Below are 21,984 nucleotides of genomic sequence, written 5' to 3' on the forward strand. Positions count from 1 at the left end.
GATGGCGGAGTGTCAGCCAACAGTAATGTTGGATGTGCCGGCCTCATCGTCGGAACGCCGCCCGGAGCAGGCTCACTCCCACAGGGTCAAGTGGTGTCTGGACGTTCACGGTGCAGAGAAGAAATACCGTGTCAGGTGAAAGAAAATCGGCGCCGCAAAGCAAATCGAATCCATCCGGTCCAGCATGCCGCCATGGCCCTTGATCATGGTCCCCCAATCCTTCGCGCTCAGGCTGCGTTTAATCGCCGACATGACCAGCCCACCCAGAAAGCCCATCACCACGATCACCAGCGACATCAGCAGTGACTGCCAAAAACTGAACGGGGTCATCCAGAACATGCACCCGCCAATCAGCGTGGCAGACAGGCCGCCACCGACCAATCCTTCCACCGTTTTCGACGGACTCACCAGCGGCGCGACCTTGTGCTTGCCGAAGAGTTTGCCGAACACGTACTGCAACACATCACTCAACTGAACGACGAACACCAGGTAAAACAACAGAAGCGCGTTCTGACCCTTGAAACCTTCCAGGTCCAGCAGCAACAGGGCCGGCGCGTGGCTGATGCAGTAGACGCAAATCATCACCCCCCACTGGATCTTGGCCGCCCGTTCCAGAAACGCGTCCGTGTCCTGACTCAGCACCGCAATCGCCGGCAACAGCAGGAAGGCGTACACCGGAATCAACAGCGTGAACAGCGAGTACCAATGCGTGCCGATCAATACGTATTGCAGCGGGATCAGAATAAAAAACGCCGAAAACAGCGCGTTATGGTCGCCGAGCCGGGTCGGCGTCAGGGTGATGAACTCCCGGAGCGCGAACAGTGAAATGAAGCCGAACAGAATGACCGTCGCGTTCCCGCCCAGCAGGTAGGACACGAAGAAGATGATGACCATGCCCCACCAGGCATTCACCCGCTGGTTGAGGTTTTCGATGGTCGAGATCGAGCCTTCTGTTGTCGCGCGCCTGGCCAGTATCCGGCCGATGATCGAAGCAACGGCCAACAGGCCGGCAATGGCGCCGAAGAACCACAAAAACTTTTCATCAAGATTCATTCCGACAACCTCACAATCGCGTCACGCGCTCGATCCAGAAACACCTGTTTTTCCTCGCCACTGATCCTCGGCAACGGGTCGCCGATCCGGATCGTGCAGATGATGGGCAGCGGCACGTGTTTGCCTTTAGGCATGGAGCGATGCAGGTTTTCCAGGTAGATCGGCACCAGGTCCACCTCGGGGAATGTCTCGGCCAAACGGTACAGACCGGATTTGAAAGGGCCGGGCAACGCCTCGCTGCCGCGGGTGCCTTCCGGAAAGATGATGATCGAATGGCCGGCGCGCACCACATCGAAAATCGGCTCCAGCACGTTGACGCCGGGCGCCGGGTTACGCTCGATCAGCACCGCATTCAGGCCTTTTTGCGAGATGTACGACAGAAATTTGTTCTTTCCCCAATAGTCCGCCGCCGCGACCGGTTTCACGTTCACCCGGGCTTCGGGTGGCAGGGCGGCGATGATTGCCAGGGTGTCCATGTGACTGGAGTGATTGGCGAAATAGATGCGTTGGCGTGTCAGGTCCGGCGGGCTTTCCCATCGGGCGGTGACGCCGATCAGGAAGCGAAGGACAGAAATCAGCGCGTTACTGATCCACATGAGCATTCCCCTTGAGCTGGCGCGAGATGGCCAGCGTGCGCGTGACGCAGGTCGCGGCTGAGCCGGCCGCGATGACGACCAGCGCGATCAACAGCACGTAGTGAGTGGCATAAACGGTGGCCTCGACGGCATTCAACAGAAGAGCGGCGGTCATCACCGCCATTCGGTGCTGCTTGGCCATGGGGCCCATAAAGCTCTGCTTCAGGCCAATCGAGCCGCCGAACACCCTGACATAAGCCGTCAGTGCTGCAGCCAACGCCGCGAACCAGCCAAGATCGGCGTACCCGATGGCATACCCCAGCGCGACGATCAGCAGGCTGTCGGCAATGCGGTCGGGAAATTCGTTGTAGAGGCTGCCGATGTCGGATTTCTTGCCGCCCTCGATCGCCACCATCCCGTCGAAGAGGTTGCACAGCAGGCGCAACTGAATGCCGACGGCGCAGAGGATCGAGCCGATAAGCCCGTTATCGATATTCAGTGCCACCGCCCCGGCGAGCGCGAAGGCGATGCTGGCGACGGAGATCTGATTGGGGGAGATGTCTCGTTTCACCAGAAGGTCGGTGATGTGTTTCGCCCAGGCCGCAGAGCGCGTCTTGATGGGCCTTCTGTTGTCATCCATTTGCCAATATCCATATAAATGTCGGTTGCTATCGGGTGCGCACGACTGTGTCCGACAATATAAAGACTTTCCATCGCCATTGGGCCGTTTGTAGGAGCGAGGCTTGCCCGCGAAGGCCGTTACGCGGTTGTAATTGAGAATCGGTCATCGTTCTTCGCGGGCAAGCCTCGCTCCTACACGGGTCAAATCGGTAACTTCAACTCCGCACACAACCCGCCGCCCTCGCGATTGCTCAACGTCAACGATCCCCCGATCGCCAACGCCAATTGCTGCGCGATCGCCAAGCCCAGACCGGTGCCGCCGGTGCTGCGGTTGCGCGAGTTCTCTACCCGGTAAAACGGTTCCATCACGTGGGCCAGTTCCTCTTCGGCAATGCCCGGTCCGCGATCCATGACCTTCACCGAGAGAAGGCCGTTTTTCGTTTCGACCCACAATTCAGCGGCCCCGGCGAACTTCAGCGCGTTATCCGTCAGGTTCACCAATACCCGCCGCAGGGCGTGAGGCCGGGTGTCAATCACCGCGGCACTTTTGCCACCCAGTTGCACGTCCTTGCCCATGTCCTGGTAGTCAAATACCAGGCTGTCGAGGAATGAATCAAGGTCGGTGCGGCGGCTTTCTTCGGTGGCGCCGTGCACGCTGCGGGCATAGGCCACGCCCTCGCGCACCAGGTGTTCCATCTCGCCGAGGTCGTTCCACAGTTTGTCTTTCTCGCTGGAATCGTCCATGAATTCGGCGCGCAGTTTCATCCGGGTGATCGGGGTCTGCAGGTCGTGGGAAATCGCCGCCAGCAGTTGCATGCGCTCTTTCAAGTACGCGGCGATGCGCGCCTGCATCGAATTGAAGGCGATGGCGGCGTGGGCGACCTCGGTCGGGCCTTTTTCGTCCAGGTGCACCGCGTGAGTGTTGGGATCAAGGTTGTCCACCGCCTCGGCAAGGCGAGTGAGGGGTCGGATGGCGATTCTGACGGCCAGCCAGGTGCAGATAATCATCAGCGCCAACTGGCCCAGCAGAACGACGGGCAACCACGGCGACAACGGCACCATCGATGGCCTTACGTCGATGGTCACCGGGCTGCCGTCCGCGAGTTTCAGGTGCACCTGAAAGTGTTTCTGCTCGCCGGGAATGTCGGTCACGGTCATCGGGTAATCCTTTCCGATGGCGTCCTTGATCGATGTCATCGCGACGGGCGTATCGCTCATGGCCACGCCCGGCGAACCTTCGTCCAGCAAATAACGGTAGTTGCGGCGGTTCAGTTGTTGCAGCCAACCCATGCGTTCTTCGGCCGGCAAGCGGTCGAGGATGGCGATGGAGGTCGAGACGTCGGTTTCGAGGTTGCCGAGCATGGTGTTTTTCGCGCTTTCGTAACGCTCGTAATACTGCGCGCCGAAGGACAACGCCTGGGCGAGGATCAGGCCGACCAGAAAGATCAGCGAGAGTCGCGAGGCCAGGGTGCGGGGCCAACGAAGGGTGAGGTTCATGACGGCGCACCGAGCACTTCCACCGGCAGCGAAAACACATAACCCTCGCTGCGCACGGTCTTGATGTAGGCAGGTTCCCGGGCATCGTCCAGCAAGCGCTGGCGCAAGCGGCTGACCAGCAAGTCGATGGAGCGGTCAAACAGGTCGGCGTCGCGGCCTTGGGTCAGATTGAGTAGCTGGTCGCGGTTGAGCACCCGCTGCGGGTGATCGAGGAACACTCGCAGCAATCGGTATTCCGCGCCGCTGAGCGCGACCATGGTGCCGTCTTCATCCAGCAAGTGCCGGGCCGAGGTGTCCAGGCGCCAGCGGCCGAACGCCAGCAGGCGACCGCTTTCGGTGACCACCAGGTTCGGCGGCAGCATCCGCGTGCGGCGCAGTACGGCGTTGATTCGGGCGAGCAGTTCACGGGCGGCGAACGGCTTGACCAGGTAATCGTCGGCGCCCATTTCCAGGCCGATGATGCGGTCGGTTTCGTCGTTGCGGGCGGTGAGCATCAGCACCGGCGTGGCCTTGTGTTTGCCGGCGCGCAACTCGCGGCAGAGCATCAAGCCATCGTCGCCCGGCATCATGATGTCGAGCACGATCAGGTCCACCGGCGTGGACTCCAGGAAGGCGCGCATCTGACGCCCATCGGCGACGACCGTGGTGCGCAGGCCATTCTTCTTGAGGTAGTTGCCTACCAGTTCCCGGATCTCGCGGTCATCGTCCACGATGAGAATGTGATCGATGTGTTCCATGGGGCCAAGCCTCTATCAATGGGGGATGTTACGCAGTCTATCGAGCCTTGGCCCGCTCGCCCGCAGCCCTTTGTATTGCAGTGTATCTGGCGTAGTGGCGGATACACGCAAACGCAAAAATACGATTTTCCAGGGGTTTTGTATCGCTCTGTATCAGGGGCCGGCTTTGATACGTACCGATTTACACGCGGCTGTTTTCGACACAGACGAGATACCTCGCGAGCTTCTAATGGGTTCCATCGAGGCAACCCACACCGCCTCGGCTCAATTGAACGACCTACCCATTGAAGCCTTGAGGAAACCGCCATGAACACCAAAGCCATCTACGCCGCTTGCCTGTTTGCCGCCCTGAACATCTGCACCTTGTCGGCCCGTGCCGAAGCCGCGGATGTCAGCGCTAAAACCTACACCTACGGCACCCACCTGGACATCAAGAAAGTAGTGTCGTTGAAAGAGGACGCCACGCCTTCCTGCGGGGTTGTGAATGCCCAGCTGACCTATCTGGACTCCCAGCACAAAACCCAGGTGCTGGATTACCGCAAGTTTGCCGACAGCTGCAACGCGGACAACTGAGTCCTTCGCTGACCGATTGCCAACCCCTTTTGAAACAGGAAGAACACCATGAACAACGTCACCCGCTTTTTGACCGCTGTTGCTTTCTCCGTAGCCGGCGCGGCTGCCCATGCCAATGCCGCTGTTGAACAGAAAAGCTGTGGCAGCGCGACCTGCTTCCAGCTGACGCCGGTGGCGGAGCAGGGCGGTCATGCCTTCCTCGCACAGGACGGTTCAAGCCGCACGCCACAAGGTCAGTTGGTTGCAGAGAACGGCGCTAGCCGCACGCCACAGGGGCAGTTGCTGGATAACCAGACGGCCTGAAGCCCGAACAGTGTTTTGTGAACACCACAGTTCCAGTGTGGGAGTGAGCCTGCTCGCGATGGCGGAGTGTCAGTCGACATCAGTGTTATCTGACACACCGATATCGCGAGCAGGCTCACTCCTACAGGGGATAGGTGGTGTGTCGTCCTTCTCTATTTTCAAGGTGATCCCATGTTTCTCATCGCTTTCCTGGGCGGCATATTGACCGTCCTCAGCCCCTGCATCCTCCCGGTCGTGCCGTTCCTGTTCGCCGGTGTCAAACGCACGCGTTCATCCATCCTGCTCACCCTCGGCGGCATGGTCCTGACCTTTGCCCTGATCTCCAGCCTGGCCGTGGTCAGCAGCGAATGGGTGGTGCAAGCCAACAACACCGGTCGCCACGTCGCGCTCTTCGTGATGGGGTTGTTTGCCCTGTCGCTGATCTCCGCCCGTGTCGGTGACTGGATGGCCCGTCCATTCGTGGCACTGGGCAATCGCCTGGACCCCGACACCCGCAAAATGTCCGGCCCGCTGGGTTCGGTCATGATCGGTGTGGCCACAGGGCTGCTCTGGGCACCGTGTGCCGGGCCGATCCTCGGGGTGATTCTCACCGGTGCCATGCTCCAGGGTGCGAACGCACAGACCAGTCTGTTGCTGCTGGCCTACGGCCTGGGCAGCGCGTTGTCTCTGGGCACCTTGATCTTCGCCGGTCGCGGCCTGGTCAATCGCTTGAAAGCGTCGATCCCGATCACCGGTTGGCTGCGTCGTGGTGCCGGTGTTGCCGTGCTGGCCACCGTGGCGGTGATTTCCACCGGTGCCGACAGGACACTGCTGGCCAGCACCTCGTCCGAAGGCGTCAGCAGCCTCGAAAAAGGCGTGATGGAAACCGTGCCAAAAGTCGTCGACTACTTCGTCAGCAAGGTCAAGGCCGACTCCCTGGACAACGCCCAAGGCGCCATGCCGTCGCTGTCCGGTGCCGTGCAATGGCTGAACTCGCCAGCGTTGAGCAATGATTCGCTCAAAGGCAAAGTGGTGTTGGTGGACTTCTGGACCTACGACTGCATCAACTGCCAGCACACCTTGCCGTACGTGAAGGACTGGGCGAAGAAATACGAGAAGGATGGCCTGGTGGTCGTCGGCGTGCACACCCCTGAATACGGTTACGAGCGCATCATCGACAACGTCAAGGATCAGGTCAAAGAGCTCGGCATTACCTACCCGGTGGCCATCGACAACAACTACGCGATCTGGCGCGCCTTCGAGAACCAGTACTGGCCCGCTCACTACCTGATCGACGCCAAGGGCCAGGTGCGTTACACCCACTTCGGTGAAGGCGCCTACGAAACCCAGGAAAAGATGATTCAACAACTGCTGGAAGAGGCCAAGGCACCTGCTGCGTAACCCTCGACCTCAATGGCTCACAAGCTGCGCGCCGTGGGCCATTGGTTTTTTCTCCTGATTGCGCCGCCATGCCGCCGGTGGCGCGCCGTACTCTCGACGGAAGGCCCGGCTGAAGGCCGTGTCGGTCTGGTAACCCACCTCTTCGGCAATCCGCATCAACGAACTGTTACTGCTGCGTAACAGGTTGGCCGCCAGCAACATCCGCCACTGCGTCAGGTACTGCATCGGCGAACTCCCCACCAATTGCGCAAAGCGTTCCGCCAACACCGACCTTGATGTGCCTGCGGTCCTCGCCAGTTCATCCAGAGTCCAGGCGTGACAGGGTTTTTTGTGCAACGCATTCAGGGCCGCACCGACGATCCGGTCGCCCACACCCGCCAGCCAACCGATTCGACCTTCACCGTGCTCGTTCATGTACAGGCGCAACACCTCGATGAACAACACCTCGGCCAGTTTCGCCAGCACACCTTCGCCGCCGGGCCTGGGAGACCGTGCTTCGGCCAGCGCATAACGGACCGAAGATTCCAGCCAGACTCCGGCATTCGAGCCGCGCACATTGACCCGGATCACGGCCGGCAACCCCGTCAGCAACATGCCCGCCAACCGCGTATCGCACGCCAGATAACCGCACACCAGACGGGTGACTGCGCCACCACCGCCGTAACTCAGTTGTCGGGGACGACGCGCCAGCACCACGTCCAGCCGCTTGCCGGTGACCGGCGTCAGCCCGGGTTGCGAGCTCATGCGATGGGCATCGCCCTGAGGGAACACCACCACATCGCCGGCGGTCAGCCGCAGCGGCGGATCGTTTCCTATTTCGACAAAGCACTCGCCTTCGGTGATCAAGTGAAAGATCACCACCCGCTCGGCTCCTGGCTCCAGAAAGGGGGCCGCCGTGTCGGCGCTGGGCGACTGGTAGCACCAGGGTGCAGTGAACCTGGCATTGATGAAAATAGCACCGACCAGGCGGACGACGCGCAGGGTTTGGGACAGGGCGTCCATGGTGGCTTCCCGTGCTGCTGAGGGCTTTCTGATTGTGAGCGCGTTGCCACGTAACGTGAATTCTCCGGACGATCGGGCAGTGTTGCCCGACGATCGGGCAGGACGCCGTCCCGCGCCGGAGCGATAGTTTGCCTACAGGGCCACTGCCGACCCTGGCATCAATAACAACAATGAGAGGTAGCCATGCCAAAGTTCGTCATAGAACGCGAGATCCCAGGTGCTGGAACACTGTCAGAAAGGGATTTGAAAGCGGCTTCGCAAAAGTCCTGCCGGGCGTTGCGCGATTTGCCGGAGGTGCAGTGGCTTCAGAGTTATGTCACGGGCGACAAGCTGTACTGCGTGTACATCTCGCCGAGCGAAGCGCTGATCCAGGAGCACGCCAGGCAGAGCGGTTTCCCGGCCAACCGCATTTCCCAGGTCACGAGCATCATCGATCCCACCACGGCGGAATAAGCCGCGACAGCGTTCCAATCCTTACGGAGCAGATTTAATGAGTACCCCCCTTGACCTCACTGCCCTGAAAAACCGCCAGATGGCCTCCTGGGCCAGCGGCGACTACGCCATCATCGGCACCACCCTGCAGATTGTCGGCGAGCAACTCGCTGAAGCCTGTGACTTGCTCTGCGACGAGCGGGTGCTGGACGTGGCCGCCGGCAACGGCAATGCGACGCTCGCCGCCGCACGCCGTGGCTGCAACGTCACTTCCACCGACTACGTGGCCGCGTTGCTGGAACGCGGCGAAGACCGGGCCCGGGCCGAACGCCTGGAGGTGACCTTCCAGGTCGCCGACGCCGAGGCGCTGCCGTTCGAGGACGCCAGCTTCGATGCCGTGCTCTCGACCTTCGGTGTGATGTTCACACCGGACCAGGCCAAGGCCGCCGCGGAACTGGCGCGGGTCTGCCGCCCTGGTGGCCGCATCGGCCTGGCCAACTGGACGCCTGAAGGTTTTGTCGGCCAGATGTTCAAGACCCTGGGCCGCCACCTGCCGCCACCGGCAGGCGCACAACCGCCTTCAAACTGGGGCTCCGAAGCCTGGTTGCATACGCATTTTGATGAGCGCGATTTCCTGATGCAGGTGACGCGGCGAACCTTCAACTTCCGCTACCGTTCGGCGGAGCACTTCATCGACACTTTTCGCACTTGGTACGGCCCGGTCCACAAAGCCTTCGCGGCGCTGCCTCCCGAAGGGGCCCAGGCCTTTGAAAGTGACCTGACCGAGCTGATCAACCGGATGAACAGGGCGGGAGAGAAATCGCTGGTGGTACCGAGTGAATACCTCGAAGTGGTGATCACCCGGCGCTAAATGGACCACACAAAACCCTGTAGGAGCGAGGCTTGCCCGCGAAGACGGAGTGTCAGGCAACATCTTTGTCGACTGTTACTCCGTCTTCGCGGGCAAGCCTCGCTCCTACAAGGGGATGCGGTATCTGGAAGAGGCTCACTCATCCAGCCGTTCGGTGTACACCACCCACACGCTGCATGGCATTTTGTACAGCAGGTGCTCCACCGTGCTGCCGATCAACCGGCCCAAACCGCGATGGCCGACCCGGCCCATGACGATCACGTCGACGTCGTAGGCGTCGGCATAGCGGGTCAGGACCTTGGCCGGGTTGCCCATGATCATGTGCCGCTGCTCGGGCGCGATGCCGTTGCGCTCGGCCAATTCGTTGAAGGCGTCTTCCTGATAGTCGAACAGGGTCTTGGCCTTGCCGGAACTGAAAAACGCCGAACCGTTGTCGAAGCCGAATTCGTCCGCGCTGATGGAGGAAAGGTCATAGGCGTAGACAACATCCAGCTCGGCGTTACAGGCGCTCGCCAGTTTCGACGCTTCGTGAAGGATCCGGTCATTGAATGTTTTGTACTGATCATCGCGATGGAAAGGGTCAACCGCCGCGACGACCTTGCGTGGCAGGGCGTGAACGGCATGGCTGACAAAATGCAGCGGCACCGGGCATTCGCGCAGCAGATGCACGTCGAGCGGGGTAAACATCAACCGCGACAGCAGTGATTCGTGCTCCAGTGCCTTGATCAGCACGTCCATCGGCTGTTCTTTGAGGTGAATCAGGATTTCCTCCAGCGGGCGTTCAACCCATTGCACTTCAGTGGTGACGTGCACCCCGATCTTGCGCAAGGGGCGGGCCTGTTCCTCTAGCCACTGGCGGTGCCGATCGACGTAGCCCAGACGTATCTGTTCCAGGGCCTTTTCGTTGACCAGGCTGGCGGTGGCCAGGCCTTCCAGGTAATCGAAAGCCACGATGTGCAACGCCGCGTCTTCGGCCTTGGCCAGCGCCGCGGCCCTGTCGAAGGCGGGGCTGTGTTCCATCAGTGGCGAGGCGACCAGCATGAAGCGTGATTGACCGGACATGGCAAACCTCCCGTGGATCAACGAAGAGACAGTGATCATTCAATAGGCATTCAATCTCTTAAGTATTGACCATGATCAACCTCCCGTCCGTCAGGCCGGCGCAGGTTGGGGGGCTTGGTGGTCAGAGGGAGGGCAGGCGCCGTTCCATGATGATGGTGCGCTCGGCGCCGTGGAATTCGTCGCGGACCTTTCGAAAGCCCAGTTTGAAGTAGAAGGCTTGCGCGGTGATGGAGGAGGGGACGCGCAATACCTCGATCTTTGCATCGGCGGCGATGGACTCGATCGTTGCCATCAACTGTCGGCCGAGGCCTGCTCTCTGGTGGCCGGGGTCGACAAACACGCTGCGTACAACATCGCGATCAAGGCTGGCGGTAGCCACGACACGACTATCGATCGTTGCGACAAAGACCTGGCGTCGGGTCAGCAACGTGCGAATGGACTCGGTAGAAAAGCTGCTTTCCACCTGCGCGATGATGTCGGGTGGGTAGTCCAGGGCATTGGACTGGCGCAGAGCCAGGATGATGACCTGGCTGATGGCGGACGCGTCAGCTGGGGTGGCGGGCCGTGTTTGCGGTTTCATAGTGGTAACTCAATCCTTTGAACACCCAATTCCCCTGTAGGAGTGAGCCTGCTCGCGATGGCTGAGTGTCAGTCGACATCTACATCGGCTGGAAAGCAGTCATCGTCGGAACGCCGCCCGGAGTAGGCTCGTTCCCACAGGGAATGATCATGTAATCCGGGCGCCGCGTGCTGCCAGCAGCTCCCGCAACACGGAACGGTGGCAGTGCGCCTCTTCCTCGCAGTAGCAGCCCACCGCCAGAGAGGTTTGATGGGAGAGGGCAGCCAGCAGATCCAGCAATTGACTGGGCGCCGGGTGGTTCATTTCCGCCTTGAACTTGCGCCGAAAGGCCTCCCAGGCTTTCTCGTCCTCGGCCGCTTTGGCTTCTGCAACCAACTCAGCGCTAGGCGACAGCAGCGGCTGCCACACATCATAAAAATCCCGACTGGCAAACTCGGCCTTCGGTACCCCGCGAGGCGGGCGGCGTACCGTGCCGATCCGCAGCCCTTCATCGGGCAAGCGCGGCGAGCCGAGTCGAACGATATGAATGGCCATGCCGCGTTACTTGTGGCGCGATCCGTCGAACCACTCCATGGCGGTGCGCCAGATGCAGATCCCCAGGAAGTAAGCCGACATCAGTAGCCAAAGCCCCATGACCATCGGGTTGACGACCGGGTGATTGACCACCAGCGACAAGCTGCACAGCAACCAGATGGCGGTTACGGCAATGTTGATCGGCATGAACTTGCGCACGCGGAACGGGTGCAGGAACTTCATTCGGGTCACGGTCAGCAAGGCCAGGCCGATGACGGTCAGGAAGGTAATCCACGGCGACGGGGCAATGATGTAAAGGCACAGGGCCACGACGTTCCACGCGGCGGGGAAGCCCTGGAAGTAGTTGTCCTTGCTCTTCATGTTGACGTTGCAGAAGCAAAACAGCGACGACACCAGAATCAGCGACACGGTCAGCAGCAGCGTGTAGTCCGGCAACGGGATATAGCGATAGATGAACAGCGCGGGGATAAACACATACGTCAGGTAGTCGATCACCAGATCGAGGATCGATCCATCGAAACTCGGCAGCACCGACTGCACATTGACCTTGCGCGCCAGGGCACCGTCCAGCCCATCGACGATCAGGGCCACGCCCAGCCACAGCAGGCAGTTGGTGGCCTGGTTTTCCAGCAAGGCGAGGGTGGCGAGGAAGGCAGTGACCACGCCGGTGGCGGTAAAACCATGGGCACCCCATGCTTTGAGCCTGGCGATGTGTAGGGTGGATATCACGGGGGCGTTCTCCAGAAAGTGAAGCAAGCCAGTTCATCACCCTCGTTATCAAGGGCGGCGGCAAACCGGTTCGGTTGCAGGTATCGACCGGAAATCCGGGAATAAGGTTCACCGTTTGTAGATCTTAGCTGGGCCGGCAAAAAATACGTCGGATTAATCCGTTAAGCTTTTCACTTAAACAAGGCGCTTCAGGCACATCTGCCTTTGTGGTGAGGGGATTTATCCCCGTTCGGCTGCGAAGCAGTCGTAAATCCGGACAATTGAGTCTCTTTGAAAGGACGCTGGGGGCAGCTTCGCGACCCAACGGGGATAAATCCCCTCACCACAGGGTTCCTGCTCGGCTGAAGATTTTCTCGTTTTCTTCGTCAGTCGGGTCCATGTCATGTCAGCCAAACGGTGGTGGCGCATTTGCCGGCGAGGACTATTGTTGCCTGAGCGGGTCACTCCCATCGATGAGGACGTCGTCATGAACACCAGCGATTTGCTCGAACAACTCCTGCGGGGCGGCCAGGGCTCCGGGGCGCAACAGGGTGGCGCATCCGCGCAGGGAGGCATCGGCGGCGGTCTGGGCGGGTTGTTGGGTGGCCTGTTGGGCGGTGGCGCCGGCTCAAGTGCAGGCGGTGGCGGATTGGGTGGTTTGCTCGGTGGCCTGCTGGGCGGCGGTTCGTCCATGGGTGGCGCGACCCGAACCCGCTCGGGTGGCGGCACCAACTATGCAGCCCTGGCGTCGCTCGGGATGATGGCCTTCCAGGCGTATCAGGCCTGGCAACGCAGTCAGGCGGCTGCGCCGCAACAGGCACCGCGCACGGTCGACTTGTTGTCGGGCCCAGAAGTGGAGGACCACAGCCATGCGATCTTGCGCGCATTGATTGCGGCGGCCAAGGCCGATGGCCGGATCGATGACACCGAGAAACAGATGATCAGCACCGAAATCGGCCGCCACACCGACGATCCGCAACTGCAGCAATGGCTGGATGACGAAGTTGCCCGGCCATTGGATGCAGCCGATGTGGCGCAGTCGGCGACGGATCCCGGCATGGCGGCGGAAATGTACCTGGCCAGCGTGATGCTGGTGGACGATCAACAGGATGCCGAGCGCAACTATCTGGATGAGCTGGCGGCGGCGCTGAAGATTGATCCTGAGCTGCAAGTGCATCTGGAGCAGCAGGCCAAGGGGGGCGCGGCTTAGCGACGTAGCGCCGAACACGGCCTTCTAGCAGCTGCCCTGTGGCGAGGGGATAAATCCCCTCACCACAAGGCAGCTACAAAGCATGCGGTGGTTTGGGGACCAGGAAGATAACCCCATGCGCTTCGGCAATCTCCAGTATTCGCGGCAAATCCTCCGGCACCCTTAATTGATCCACTGCCGCAAAAAACTGTCCGCCGCGCGGATCCGACACCACGCCAATCATCTTCGCGGTCGGGCTGATGTTCTTGTAGGCATGGATGGAACCCCCGGGGATATGCACGTAACCCCCGGCCGAGACGGTGGTGGACTTGCCCGCAACGGTCACTTCGACCTGGCCGTCGACCACGTAAAAGGCTTCGTCCCACGGATGAAAGTGCGGTGGCGGTCCACCGCCTTGCACGCCTTCCTGGATATGCATTTCAAAGGGCTTACTGAGGTCGCCGCCCGCGAGGATGGTGATCGCCTCGCCCACGACGTTCACCGGCGCCGGCGATTGTTCGATGACGTGCACCGTTCGCATGATTGCTCTCCGAAGATGAGTCAACACCCGCTGAGTATATGCCTGGTGCGCCAGCCGGGCGCCGCTCCACAGGTCCGTCCGTCAGGGCGATTTCAACGCCAATTGAATTTTTATCCAGGCAAATCGCTCTGCTGATGTAGAGACGTGTTGATTCAGCGTCCTGCCACTGGCCTCAGACCGAGAGATGCGCCCATGACTGCCCTGACACGACTTGAATCGCGGCCCGCCCACGAACACCCGATCCCGGCCGCCGGAAGCCTGAAACAAGCCTATGAGCAGCTGCTGCTGGGCGATGACCCCGAGCAACGGCGCGCACTCGCCCGAACCTTTCTCGAGGCGCAGCTCGAACACGCCGCCGACCTGCCTCAGGAGATGCCGACGGACCTGTCGGCCCTGCAATCGTTCGTCGAACAACACAGCGTCGATGTCGCCCGCCAATACGCCGATTACCTGCAACAACGCAAGGACGGCGGGCCGCGGCAGTTCTTTACCAGCAAGGCGCACGCGCTGTTTTTCCTGCAAGCCGTGGCGCCGACCAAGCTGGTCGACGGCGCCTGGTTGTATGGCCTGTTGCGTCAATGGCGCGACCCGCGTTTCGAAGGGCTGATCTGCACTTATCTGGAAGAGCTGGGCGACGGCAATCCGGCGCAGAATCATGTGGTGATCTACCGCAAACTGCTCGCTAAACATGGCCTGCAAGACACCGGGGTAATCGCCGACGAGCATTACCTGCAAGGCGCGATACAACTGGCGCTGGGCGAATCCGCCGACGAGTTTTTACCAGAGGTGATCGGCTACAACCTCGGCTACGAGCAACTGCCATTGCATCTGCTGATCAGCGCCTATGAACTCAGCGAACTGGGCATCGATCCGTACTACTTCACCCTGCACGTCACCATCGACAACGCCAGCACCGGCCACGCGCACAAAGCCGTGCAGTCGGTGCTGCAACTGCTGCCGGTGGAAGGCGATCGCGAAGACTTTCTGCGCCGGGTCGCGCTGGGTTATCGGCTCAACGATCTGGGGCAGGGCAGTCGCGCGATCATCGAGTCGTTCGACCTCGACGCCGAGTTGCTCAACATGCTTGAGCGCAAGCGTCCATTCGGCCAGCACATGCATTCCGACTATTGCCGTTTTGAAGGCAAGACCGTTAACCAATGGCTGTCCGCGCCGGAGCAGTTGCCAGGGTTCCTCGCTGCCATGGAAAACAAAGGATGGATCAAACGCCAGCAAGACCCTCAGGCCAGCCGTTTCTGGCAGTTGATCGAGGGTGACGGCGCCGCCATGTTCGGCGTGTTCAGCCTTTATGAAAAACAGCTGCTGCATGACTGGATTGCCGGTGACTGGACGCCTGAGCGCTCAGCCACAGCGGTTCGCCGGGGCGCGAGTATCGCGACAGAAGCACCCGTGTCCGACAACGACCCGGATGTCCAGAGCCTGCAAACCGCGTTGGACGGGCTCGCCGCACACGAGCAGATGCAGGTGCTGATCCCGTGGCTGTCGGCCCATCGGCATTCCCATCCAGCCGGCCTGATGGCCACGCGACGGTTTATCGAACTCAAATCCAGCCTGCGATAGGAGCACCACATGAATCAGGAAGAGCAACTGGGCGCTGCCGATCTGGCGTTGGTGCAGCTGGGGCGCCGTTTGCAGGCCGATGGCTACCGGTTCATCACCCCGACGCCGCTCACTCACCAGCGGGTCAACGACCGTGCCTTTGGGCAAAACGCCCGGACCTTGCGCGATGTGTTCGGCTGGTCGCGCTCGTTCGAACCGGGCCTGCTGTCGACCGATGAACAGCGGCAGTTGCAGGAGGCGGGCGTGCTTCAAGAAAGCAACGGCCGACTGAAAAGCCGCGTGCGCTGGTCCAGCCTGGATGATCTGCTGTTCGTGCACTCGGGGTTTCCCACCGACGCGGCTGACGCGGTGTTTTTCGGGCCGGACAGCTACCGGTTCGCGCAGCTGATCCATACCCATTTGCAGCAAACCTTCGCGCCGATCCGGCGCGCCGTGGACATTGGTTGCGGCGCGGGTGTCGGGGCGATTGTGATTGCCCGCGCACGCCGTGAGGCCGAGGTGCTGGCCGTCGATATCAATCCTGCAGCATTGCGCCTGACGGCGGTTAACGCGGCGCTTGCCGAAGTCGCTAACGTCACGGTCGAGGCCAGCGATGTGCTGCAGGACGTCGACGGCAATTTCGACCTGATCGTCGCCAATCCACCCTACATGGCCGACCCCGCCGAACGTGCTTATCGCCATGGCGGCGGCGCGCTGGGTGCGCAGTTGTCGTTGCGCATTGTCGAGCAAGCATTGTATCGCCTGGCGCCCGGTGGCTCTTTGGTGCTGTACACCGGGGTGGCAATGATCGATGGCCAGGATCCGTTTCTCGAGGCACTGACCCCGCGCCTCGAGTCGCCGATGTTCGGCTGGACCTATCGCGAACTCGACCCTGATGTGTTCGGTGAAGAATTGCTGACACCCGGCTATCAACGGGTGGAGCGGATTGCGGTCGTGGCCCTGATCGTCACGCGTATCGGCCCCGGCATTGGGGGAAGCGTTGAGCCGGCAGGTGCGCCATGAACAAGAATCTGGACGATTACAACCGCATGCGCGATTTCTCGGCGACCTCTGAACCCGCCGCGAAACGATCGGCGAAAAAAACCGCGAAAGACCATGCCTTGCAGTTCTGTATTCAGAAGCACGATGCCTCGCGGTTGCACTATGACTTTCGCCTGGAACTCGACGGCGCTCTGAAAAGTTGGGCGGTACCCAAAGGCCCTTCGCTGGACCCCAAGGTCAAGCGCCTGGCGGTCCACGTTGAAGACCATCCGATCGATTACGCCACGTTCGAGGGCAGCATTCCCGAAGGGCATTACGGCGCCGGCGACGTGATTGTCTGGGACCGGGGCGTGTGGATCCCCCAGGAAGATCCGGCCAAGGCCTATGCCAAGGGCAAGCTCAAGTTCGAGCTGCAAGGCGAGAAACTCGGTGGCTTGTGGAACCTGGTGCGTACGCACATGCCGGGCAAGCAGGAGCAATGGTTTCTGATCAAGCATCAGGACAGCGCGGCGAAACCCGAAAGCGATTACGACGTGGTGGCCGCCGAGCCCGACAGCGTGCTCAGTGACCGGACCATACTTCCCAAAAAGGCGAAGACCGCCGCCAAGCCCAAACCGGTGAAGAAGCCAGCCCGCAAGGTCGCGCCGAAAGAGCCGTCAGCGCAACTCACCGGCGCTCACAAGGCCAAGCTGCCTGACCAGCTCAAACCGGAACTGGCGACGCTGGTGGAAAAAGCCCCGCAGGGCGAGTGGAGCTATGAGATCAAGTTGGACGGTTACCGGATCATGGCGCGCATCGACCACGACGAGGTGAAACTCTTCACCCGCAACGGTCACGACTGGACCCACAAATTGCCGAAACAGGCCGAGGCGTTGGCCGCTCTGGGCCTGGAATCCGCCTGGCTCGACGGTGAGATGGTGGTGGCCAACGAGCAAGGCGTGCCGGACTTTCAGGCGCTGCAAAATGCCTTCGAATCCAATCGCAGTGGCAACATCCTCTATTACCTGTTCGACATGCCTTACCTCAATGGCGTGGACCTGCGCGAAGTGCCGGTCGAGGAGCGACGGGTCGCCCTGGCGACGGTGCTCAAACCCAGTCAAAACTCGCTGCTGCGCTTCTCCGATGCGTTCGGCGAAGAGCCGGAAGCCTTGCTCAACAGTGCTTGCCAGATGCAGATGGAAGGGTTGATCGGCAAGCGCATGGGGTCGCCTTACGTGTCCCGGCGCAGCAGTGACTGGATCAAGCTCAAGTGCAAGCATCGGCAGGAATTCGTTGTGGTCGGTTTCACCGATCCGAAAGGCGCGCGCAATGCCTTCGGTGCGTTGCTGTTGGGCCTGCACGACCGTGACAGCGGCGAGTTGCGCTACGCCGGCAAGGTCGGAACCGGTTTCAACGAGACCACGCTCAAGCACATTTACGAACAGCTCAAACCGTTGCAGGTGAAAAAACCAACGGTGGTCAACCCGCCGACCGGTTTCGACGCCAAGGGCGTGCATTGGCTCAAACCCGTTTTGCTCGCCGAAGTCGCGTTCGCCGAGATGACGAAGGACGGGTCGGTGCGCCATGCCGTATTCCATGGCTTGCGCGATGACAAACCCGCCGAAGACATCAATGAGGAGCGTCCGAAAGCCGTGAAAGCCCAGACCAGCAAGAAAGCCGCCGCGGACAAACCGGCTGCCGTTGCGAAAAAGAAATCGGCCAAGGCCGCGCCCGCGCCCTCACAAATCGGCCTCGGCGAAGGCAAGGTGCGCATCACCCATCCGGACCGGGTGATCGATGCGAGCAGCGGCACCACCAAAGTGCAGCTGGCGGAGTATTACGCCAGCGTCGCCGAATGGATTCTGCCCGAGCTCAAGGACCGCCCAGTGGCGCTGGTGCGCGCCCCGGACGGCATCGCCGGCGAACTGTTCTTCCAGAAAAATGCAGAGCGCCTGGCCATTCCGGGCATCACCACGCTGGACAAGGACGTCACCGGCCAACCGGTGATGATCATCAACAACGCCGAAGCGCTGATTGGCGCGGTGCAGATGAGCACCGTGGAACTGCACACCTGGAACGCCACCACGGAGAATCTCGACAAGCCTGACCGCTTCGTTCTTGACCTCGACCCGGACCCGGCGCTGCCGTGGAAAAGCATGGTCGAGGCGACTCAGCTGACGCTGTCGGTGCTGGATGAACTGGGGCTCAAGGCCTTCCTCAAGACCAGCGGCGGCAAGGGGATTCACCTGGTGGTCCCGCTGACCCGCAAGCTCGGTTGGGACGAGGTGAAGGACTTCAGTCACGCGATTGTCAGCCACATGGCCAAGTTGCTGCCGGAGCGCTTTTCGGCGGTGTCGGGACCGAAGAATCGCGTCGGGCGGATTTTCATCGATTACTTGCGCAATGGACTGGGCGCCACCACCATTTGCGCCTACGCCGCCCGCACCCGCGAAGGGCTGCCGGTGTCGGTGCCGATTTTTCGGGAAGAAGTGGCCGAATTGAAGGGCGGTAATCAGTGGAACGTCCACAACGTGCAGGAACGACTGGCCGAAGTCGGTGATGAGCCTTGGGCGAACCTGAAGAAAACCCGGCAAGCGATCACCGCCGACATGCGTCGGCGGGTCGGCATGAAAAAATAGAGCAGGCAACTGCTTAAGGCTGTTTTGTGGCGAGGGGATTTATCCCCGTTCGGCTGCGAAGCAGTCGCAAAACCTGAACGCACGGTCTATCTGATGCACCGCGTCGTCTGAATTCACGACTGCTTCGCAGCCGAACGGGGATAAATCCCCTCACCACAGGTTGTTGGGTTGCGATGCCGCTATTGGACAAACGCCTGCAAATCGCTGGTCAGTTTGTCGATCGCCACTTTGAAGTCTTTGGCGGTGATTTTCTGGCTGGCGTTTTCCAGAGTGCTGCCGAACACCTTGCGCACCACCTTGGCCACGGTCTGGTTGTTGCTGGCGTCGATAAACTCGGCCTCGATGAACAGCGTGGTGTCCTGATCCCGATGCCCGCTGACAGCGGAAACACCGCCGACTACCGCCGCGACAGGCACCACTTCATACCATTTCATGCCTTCGTTTTCGGCATTCACCCCGGTAATCGCTGCACGCATGATCAGTTTTTTCGAACCGGCCGGCGCTGATTGTTCGCTCGATACCACCCGGTATCTCTGGCCCAACACGCCTTTAGTCTTGCTGGTCATGTAGCTCTGCAGTTCATCCAGGGTTTGCCGATTGACCCGCTCGGTAGGCTTGGGCGCCGGATAGAGCTCCAGCTTGTTGAAGACCACGGTGTCGTAGGCGTTTGGATTCCAGGACGGGCTCACCCAGCGCATCGCGGTCTCGCCGCTGGTGGTGGTTACTTGCTGCAAGTTGTTGTAGTTGGACAGGAAGCCTGAGTACTGGTCTTTTTCGGTGACTTTCGAGGTGCAGCCGCCGAGTAGCAGGCTGGCAAGTGCAGCGCCGATTAACAGTTTCTGCGACAAATTCATATATTTTCTACTCCGTAGGTTCAGCGCAGGGTCGGCCCGGTCAGTCCAGGCCGGGGCAAACCCTGGCTGAAACCGGATCCTTCGCCATGAGCGTAGGTTCGGCCGCAAAATTTTCCAGTCGATTTCAGTGGGGCGACAGAAGAATGTGTTGGGGCGGCGAGCAACATCCGCCGCCCCGATGACAGCTACTTGCCGACCGTGCCCGCCAACAGTGGCGCCATCTGTTCATCAGTCAATGCCGCCTGGACGTCCATCTTCATGATGTCGTTCCACTCCAGCACCCACTTCTGAATCTGCACCAGATCACTGGCTTCTGCCACGCCAAAACCGCTCGAACCGCCGACGGCATGCCAACGCCCGAGCATCTGGACGCCGGCCGGTGGAACGGCGCCGGTCTTGAGGAAGCGCTCGATCGCCTTGTTACGGTTATCCGGATTAATCGACCAACTGACGATGAATAACATTTGCCACCTCCTGCTACGGATTGGCACCTGTTTGTCTGCGCGTACCGGGTTGGCGCCGGGACCACGGTGACGCTGTGTCTACAGCCTCTCGCCCCCTTTGAAGGCATAGCAGCGCCGGGCCGTCTGCGTACGACCGCTGATCCTCTTTAATGGCTTTTTTCCAGGCTTGGGCGACGTTTGTTTCACCAGCGAAACATAGGCAGCGGCTTGAGTGGCGAACGCAGGAATTGCCGTGCGGTTTGCCGGAGCAGCATCCCGTGAAAGCCATGATTGGGCAGCGCCGACTTCACCATTTTGATGTAGGCCCGTGGCAGGCCGAATGTCAGCAGGCCGAGCGACACGTCAATGACATCGGCGCGCCGGAAGGGCTCGACGCTGAGCGCATGGTCGGCACCGTAGGGCCGCACTTTGTGGTGTTCCAGGATCAGCGCCGTCACTTCGCCGCTCAAGTGCGACAGTTGTCGGTTGGCGAGGTAGTCGCTGGCCAGGCGCACCGAGGGTTCCAGGTAATCGATGGTTTGATCGGTCCAGATGCCCAGGTCGTGAAACGCCCCGGCGATCTGTACGGCTTCGGATGGCAGGCCTTCAATGCCGCTGATCGCGCGGTAGAAGTTCAGCACCCGGTAGATGTGATTGCGATAACCCGACAAATCGGTACCGATCGCCAGTGCGTAGGACGTCAGTATTTCGTCGGTAACGGGGAATTCGAGAAGGGGATTCATCGGTTCGGACCTCAGGCGTCGCGCAACAGGTCATTGGCGTTGAGGATCTCGAAGGCGATCTCCGGGCGTTTCTCCAGGCTGCGACGAATCGCGGCCGGGATCGACTGGCGGGTCTTGCGGCACAGGCCCGGCAATTCGCCGAGGGTGATGCCGATGCCGCGCATGGTACGTACTTCGTTGAAGCTGGGGACGATGTCCACGCGGATGCCCAGTTGTGCGTACATGCGGTTTTGCAAGCGTTCGAGGTCAGCCAGGCTTTGCAGGTTTTCCAGACGATCGAGCAGACGCTTTTCTTCCTGCCGGGTCAGAAACAGGATGCGCACGTCCGCGCCCGGTGTTTCCAGCAACGGGTCTCGCCCGCAGATGCAGGCGCCGGGCGGGCAGGGTGAGCGGATCGGAGCAGAGGTTGTCATGGGCCTTAATCATAGAGCGCCCCAGGCGAATCGTCAGTCGGAAATATCGGTCACCGGGATGATCTGTTCGCCATCGGGCTGAGTGCCGGTCACGGTTTTCCTTTCCCGACGATCATTGATCCAGTTGTCCACCTGGGCGCCGAACTCGGCCGGGGCTTTACGTCCGACCCTGCGGGCTAGGTCAAGAATGGTCTGCTGGGCGAGGGCGTCTTCCATGCGTTGCTGCGCGGTCATCATGACCGCGTGAACCGAGCAATGACCTTCCACTGCCCACGTCGGCGGGGAGCCTTCAAACAGCGCGCAACGCCCACGGATATCACGGCAATCGAAGATCAGCTTCTGGCCATCAATGGCGTTGACGATGTCCAGCACGCTGATTTCGTCCGCCGGCCGCGCGAGCTTGAAACCGCCGCGCACACCCTCGGTCGCCACAACCAGTTTGGCCTTGGCCAGCTTGGTGAAGATTTTCGCCAGGTAGTCCAGTGGCACGCCTTGCAGCTCAGCGAGGTCGCGCACGCTTGCCTCACGGCTATCGCCGTAATCGCCCACCAGAAAAAGCAGGCAGTGAATGCCGTACTCAACGCCCGCGCTGTAGAGAGACATGGTTATCTCCGACTGAATGAGTCGCCAATGTTACCAGCCGATGATCAGGGGCGCAACGAAGCATCGGCATGGCCTTGATCGTCAATCTGTCCT

The 21,984-nt window shown here is 60.7% G+C and carries 25 protein-coding genes; 9 read left to right on the forward strand and 16 right to left on the reverse strand.

Going from position 1 to position 21,984, the window contains the following annotated elements:
• Positions 1-105: 105 nt before the first annotated feature.
• From ACIQV9_RS12635 to ACIQV9_RS12655, 5 genes are all read right to left on the reverse strand, one after another.
• The gene (locus ACIQV9_RS12635) at positions 106-1,053 is read right to left on the reverse strand and encodes a phosphatidate cytidylyltransferase (RefSeq protein ID WP_403101604.1); all 948 of its coding nucleotides are present in this window, start codon (positions 1,051-1,053) and stop codon (positions 106-108) included.
• Entirely contained in the window at positions 1,050-1,649 is a 600-nt protein-coding gene (locus ACIQV9_RS12640) for a lysophospholipid acyltransferase family protein (protein WP_403101606.1), read from the reverse strand. The genes ACIQV9_RS12635 and ACIQV9_RS12640 overlap by 4 nt, the downstream gene beginning before the upstream one ends.
• Positions 1,636-2,268, reverse strand: a complete 633-nt coding sequence (locus tag ACIQV9_RS12645; RefSeq protein ID WP_403101608.1) for a CDP-alcohol phosphatidyltransferase family protein — start codon at positions 2,266-2,268, stop codon at positions 1,636-1,638. Before ACIQV9_RS12645 ends, ACIQV9_RS12640 begins: the two co-directional genes overlap by 14 nt.
• A 182-nt stretch (positions 2,269-2,450) precedes the next feature.
• The gene (locus tag ACIQV9_RS12650) at positions 2,451-3,746 is read right to left on the reverse strand and encodes an ATP-binding protein (RefSeq protein ID WP_403101610.1); all 1,296 of its coding nucleotides are present in this window, start codon (positions 3,744-3,746) and stop codon (positions 2,451-2,453) included.
• Positions 3,743-4,483, reverse strand: coding sequence for a response regulator (locus tag ACIQV9_RS12655; protein ID WP_403101612.1), 741 nt, complete (start codon positions 4,481-4,483; stop codon positions 3,743-3,745). The genes ACIQV9_RS12650 and ACIQV9_RS12655 overlap by 4 nt, the downstream gene beginning before the upstream one ends.
• Before the next feature lie 306 nt (positions 4,484-4,789).
• Between ACIQV9_RS12655 and ACIQV9_RS12660 the strand changes: the two genes are divergently transcribed.
• The 3 genes from ACIQV9_RS12660 (at position 4,790) to ACIQV9_RS12670 (ending at position 6,739) form a co-directional block, all read left to right on the forward strand.
• Positions 4,790-5,056, forward strand: a complete 267-nt coding sequence (locus ACIQV9_RS12660; protein ID WP_403101614.1) for a DUF2790 domain-containing protein — start codon at positions 4,790-4,792, stop codon at positions 5,054-5,056.
• Between the two features lie 48 nt (positions 5,057-5,104).
• Entirely contained in the window at positions 5,105-5,359 is a 255-nt protein-coding gene (locus ACIQV9_RS12665) for a hypothetical protein (protein ID WP_403101616.1), read from the forward strand.
• Between the two features lie 171 nt (positions 5,360-5,530).
• Positions 5,531-6,739, forward strand: a complete 1,209-nt coding sequence (locus tag ACIQV9_RS12670) for a cytochrome c biogenesis protein DipZ (protein WP_403101618.1) — start codon at positions 5,531-5,533, stop codon at positions 6,737-6,739.
• 9 nt (positions 6,740-6,748) lie between these two features.
• Here ACIQV9_RS12670 and ACIQV9_RS12675 read toward each other — a convergent pair whose 3' ends face one another.
• The gene (locus ACIQV9_RS12675) at positions 6,749-7,741 is read right to left on the reverse strand and encodes an AraC family transcriptional regulator (RefSeq protein WP_403101620.1); all 993 of its coding nucleotides are present in this window, start codon (positions 7,739-7,741) and stop codon (positions 6,749-6,751) included.
• 183 nt (positions 7,742-7,924) lie between these two features.
• On the opposite strand from ACIQV9_RS12675, the gene ACIQV9_RS12680 reads away from it, so the two are divergent.
• Together ACIQV9_RS12680 and ACIQV9_RS12685 are read left to right on the forward strand one after the other, a co-directional pair.
• Positions 7,925-8,194, forward strand: a complete 270-nt coding sequence (locus tag ACIQV9_RS12680; protein WP_403101622.1) for a DUF4242 domain-containing protein — start codon at positions 7,925-7,927, stop codon at positions 8,192-8,194.
• Positions 8,195-8,231: 37 nt separating this feature from the next.
• A complete protein-coding gene (locus tag ACIQV9_RS12685; protein WP_403101624.1) occupies positions 8,232-9,044 on the forward strand; it encodes a class I SAM-dependent methyltransferase in 813 nt (270 codons plus the stop codon).
• A gap of 135 nt (positions 9,045-9,179) precedes the next feature.
• Here the strand turns inward: ACIQV9_RS12685 and ACIQV9_RS12690 are convergent, their stop codons facing one another.
• From ACIQV9_RS12690 to pcsA, 4 genes are all read right to left on the reverse strand, one after another.
• Complete coding sequence (locus tag ACIQV9_RS12690) at positions 9,180-10,106, reverse strand: universal stress protein (RefSeq protein WP_403101626.1); 927 nt, start codon at positions 10,104-10,106, stop codon at positions 9,180-9,182.
• Positions 10,107-10,227: 121 nt separating this feature from the next.
• A complete protein-coding gene (locus tag ACIQV9_RS12695) occupies positions 10,228-10,686 on the reverse strand; it encodes a GNAT family N-acetyltransferase (RefSeq protein ID WP_403101628.1) in 459 nt (152 codons plus the stop codon).
• Between the two features lie 147 nt (positions 10,687-10,833).
• Complete coding sequence (locus ACIQV9_RS12700) at positions 10,834-11,220, reverse strand: DUF488 domain-containing protein (protein WP_403101629.1); 387 nt, start codon at positions 11,218-11,220, stop codon at positions 10,834-10,836.
• 6 nt (positions 11,221-11,226) lie between these two features.
• On the reverse strand, positions 11,227-11,949 hold the full coding sequence (gene pcsA, locus ACIQV9_RS12705; protein WP_109636136.1) for a phosphatidylcholine synthase: 723 nt from the start codon (positions 11,947-11,949) through the stop codon (positions 11,227-11,229).
• Positions 11,950-12,415: 466 nt separating this feature from the next.
• On the opposite strand from pcsA, the gene ACIQV9_RS12710 reads away from it, so the two are divergent.
• Positions 12,416-13,138 (forward strand): tellurite resistance TerB family protein, encoded by a 723-nt coding sequence (locus ACIQV9_RS12710; RefSeq protein ID WP_403101631.1) that lies wholly within the window; start codon positions 12,416-12,418, stop codon positions 13,136-13,138.
• A gap of 73 nt (positions 13,139-13,211) precedes the next feature.
• Here ACIQV9_RS12710 and ACIQV9_RS12715 read toward each other — a convergent pair whose 3' ends face one another.
• Entirely contained in the window at positions 13,212-13,658 is a 447-nt protein-coding gene (locus ACIQV9_RS12715; protein WP_403101633.1) for a cupin domain-containing protein, read from the reverse strand.
• 192 nt (positions 13,659-13,850) lie between these two features.
• Here ACIQV9_RS12715 and ACIQV9_RS12720 point away from each other — a divergent pair, with 192 nt between their 5' ends.
• The 3 genes from ACIQV9_RS12720 to ligD are packed head-to-tail and all read left to right on the forward strand — an operon-like array spanning position 13,851 to position 18,835.
• Positions 13,851-15,236 (forward strand): iron-containing redox enzyme family protein, encoded by a 1,386-nt coding sequence (locus tag ACIQV9_RS12720; protein WP_403101635.1) that lies wholly within the window; start codon positions 13,851-13,853, stop codon positions 15,234-15,236.
• Positions 15,237-15,245: 9 nt separating this feature from the next.
• The gene (locus ACIQV9_RS12725) at positions 15,246-16,238 is read left to right on the forward strand and encodes a methyltransferase (protein ID WP_403101637.1); all 993 of its coding nucleotides are present in this window, start codon (positions 15,246-15,248) and stop codon (positions 16,236-16,238) included.
• Complete coding sequence (gene ligD / locus ACIQV9_RS12730) at positions 16,235-18,835, forward strand: DNA ligase D (protein ID WP_403101639.1); 2,601 nt, start codon at positions 16,235-16,237, stop codon at positions 18,833-18,835. Before ACIQV9_RS12725 ends, ligD begins: the two co-directional genes overlap by 4 nt.
• Positions 18,836-19,014: 179 nt before the next feature.
• On the opposite strand, the gene ACIQV9_RS12735 is transcribed toward ligD, so the two are convergent.
• From ACIQV9_RS12735 to ACIQV9_RS12755, 5 genes are all read right to left on the reverse strand, one after another.
• Complete coding sequence (locus tag ACIQV9_RS12735) at positions 19,015-19,689, reverse strand: DUF3313 domain-containing protein (protein WP_403101641.1); 675 nt, start codon at positions 19,687-19,689, stop codon at positions 19,015-19,017.
• A gap of 185 nt (positions 19,690-19,874) precedes the next feature.
• The gene (locus ACIQV9_RS12740; protein WP_403101643.1) at positions 19,875-20,153 is read right to left on the reverse strand and encodes a DUF3303 domain-containing protein; all 279 of its coding nucleotides are present in this window, start codon (positions 20,151-20,153) and stop codon (positions 19,875-19,877) included.
• A gap of 182 nt (positions 20,154-20,335) precedes the next feature.
• The gene (locus ACIQV9_RS12745; RefSeq protein WP_403101645.1) at positions 20,336-20,875 is read right to left on the reverse strand and encodes an HD domain-containing protein; all 540 of its coding nucleotides are present in this window, start codon (positions 20,873-20,875) and stop codon (positions 20,336-20,338) included.
• An 11-nt stretch (positions 20,876-20,886) separates the two neighbouring features.
• Positions 20,887-21,288, reverse strand: coding sequence for a hypothetical protein (locus ACIQV9_RS12750; RefSeq protein ID WP_077749108.1), 402 nt, complete (start codon positions 21,286-21,288; stop codon positions 20,887-20,889).
• A gap of 33 nt (positions 21,289-21,321) precedes the next feature.
• Complete coding sequence (locus tag ACIQV9_RS12755; protein WP_010455470.1) at positions 21,322-21,891, reverse strand: Rrf2 family transcriptional regulator; 570 nt, start codon at positions 21,889-21,891, stop codon at positions 21,322-21,324.
• Between the last annotated feature and the right edge of the window lie 93 nt (positions 21,892-21,984).

This window comes from Pseudomonas sp. NPDC099000, assembly GCF_044759925.1.
GTDB lineage: Bacteria > Pseudomonadota > Gammaproteobacteria > Pseudomonadales > Pseudomonadaceae > Aquipseudomonas.

What these genes read in the sequence shown, in the direction of transcription:
- ACIQV9_RS12635 (WP_403101604.1), bottom strand. Translation starts at nt 1,053, where the DNA reads ATGAATCTTGATGAAAAGTTTTTGTGGTTCTTCGGCGCCATTGCCGGC.
- ACIQV9_RS12640 (WP_403101606.1), bottom strand. Translation starts at nt 1,649, where the DNA reads ATGTGGATCAGTAACGCGCTGATTTCTGTCCTTCGCTTCCTGATCGGC.
- ACIQV9_RS12645 (WP_403101608.1), bottom strand. Translation starts at nt 2,268, where the DNA reads ATGGATGACAACAGAAGGCCCATCAAGACGCGCTCTGCGGCCTGGGCG.
- ACIQV9_RS12650 (WP_403101610.1), bottom strand. Translation starts at nt 3,746, where the DNA reads ATGAACCTCACCCTTCGTTGGCCCCGCACCCTGGCCTCGCGACTCTCG.
- ACIQV9_RS12655 (WP_403101612.1), bottom strand. Translation starts at nt 4,483, where the DNA reads ATGGAACACATCGATCACATTCTCATCGTGGACGATGACCGCGAGATC.
- ACIQV9_RS12660 (WP_403101614.1), top strand. Translation starts at nt 4,790, where the DNA reads ATGAACACCAAAGCCATCTACGCCGCTTGCCTGTTTGCCGCCCTGAAC.
- ACIQV9_RS12665 (WP_403101616.1), top strand. Translation starts at nt 5,105, where the DNA reads ATGAACAACGTCACCCGCTTTTTGACCGCTGTTGCTTTCTCCGTAGCC.
- ACIQV9_RS12670 (WP_403101618.1), top strand. Translation starts at nt 5,531, where the DNA reads ATGTTTCTCATCGCTTTCCTGGGCGGCATATTGACCGTCCTCAGCCCC.
- ACIQV9_RS12675 (WP_403101620.1), bottom strand. Translation starts at nt 7,741, where the DNA reads ATGGACGCCCTGTCCCAAACCCTGCGCGTCGTCCGCCTGGTCGGTGCT.
- ACIQV9_RS12680 (WP_403101622.1), top strand. Translation starts at nt 7,925, where the DNA reads ATGCCAAAGTTCGTCATAGAACGCGAGATCCCAGGTGCTGGAACACTG.
- ACIQV9_RS12685 (WP_403101624.1), top strand. Translation starts at nt 8,232, where the DNA reads ATGAGTACCCCCCTTGACCTCACTGCCCTGAAAAACCGCCAGATGGCC.
- ACIQV9_RS12690 (WP_403101626.1), bottom strand. Translation starts at nt 10,106, where the DNA reads ATGTCCGGTCAATCACGCTTCATGCTGGTCGCCTCGCCACTGATGGAA.
- ACIQV9_RS12695 (WP_403101628.1), bottom strand. Translation starts at nt 10,686, where the DNA reads ATGAAACCGCAAACACGGCCCGCCACCCCAGCTGACGCGTCCGCCATC.
- ACIQV9_RS12700 (WP_403101629.1), bottom strand. Translation starts at nt 11,220, where the DNA reads ATGGCCATTCATATCGTTCGACTCGGCTCGCCGCGCTTGCCCGATGAA.
- ACIQV9_RS12710 (WP_403101631.1), top strand. Translation starts at nt 12,416, where the DNA reads ATGAACACCAGCGATTTGCTCGAACAACTCCTGCGGGGCGGCCAGGGC.
- ACIQV9_RS12715 (WP_403101633.1), bottom strand. Translation starts at nt 13,658, where the DNA reads ATGCGAACGGTGCACGTCATCGAACAATCGCCGGCGCCGGTGAACGTC.
- ACIQV9_RS12720 (WP_403101635.1), top strand. Translation starts at nt 13,851, where the DNA reads ATGACTGCCCTGACACGACTTGAATCGCGGCCCGCCCACGAACACCCG.
- ACIQV9_RS12725 (WP_403101637.1), top strand. Translation starts at nt 15,246, where the DNA reads ATGAATCAGGAAGAGCAACTGGGCGCTGCCGATCTGGCGTTGGTGCAG.
- ligD (WP_403101639.1), top strand. Translation starts at nt 16,235, where the DNA reads ATGAACAAGAATCTGGACGATTACAACCGCATGCGCGATTTCTCGGCG.
- ACIQV9_RS12735 (WP_403101641.1), bottom strand. Translation starts at nt 19,689, where the DNA reads ATGAATTTGTCGCAGAAACTGTTAATCGGCGCTGCACTTGCCAGCCTG.
- ACIQV9_RS12740 (WP_403101643.1), bottom strand. Translation starts at nt 20,153, where the DNA reads ATGTTATTCATCGTCAGTTGGTCGATTAATCCGGATAACCGTAACAAG.
- ACIQV9_RS12745 (WP_403101645.1), bottom strand. Translation starts at nt 20,875, where the DNA reads ATGAATCCCCTTCTCGAATTCCCCGTTACCGACGAAATACTGACGTCC.
- ACIQV9_RS12750 (WP_077749108.1), bottom strand. Translation starts at nt 21,288, where the DNA reads ATGACAACCTCTGCTCCGATCCGCTCACCCTGCCCGCCCGGCGCCTGC.
- ACIQV9_RS12755 (WP_010455470.1), bottom strand. Translation starts at nt 21,891, where the DNA reads ATGTCTCTCTACAGCGCGGGCGTTGAGTACGGCATTCACTGCCTGCTT.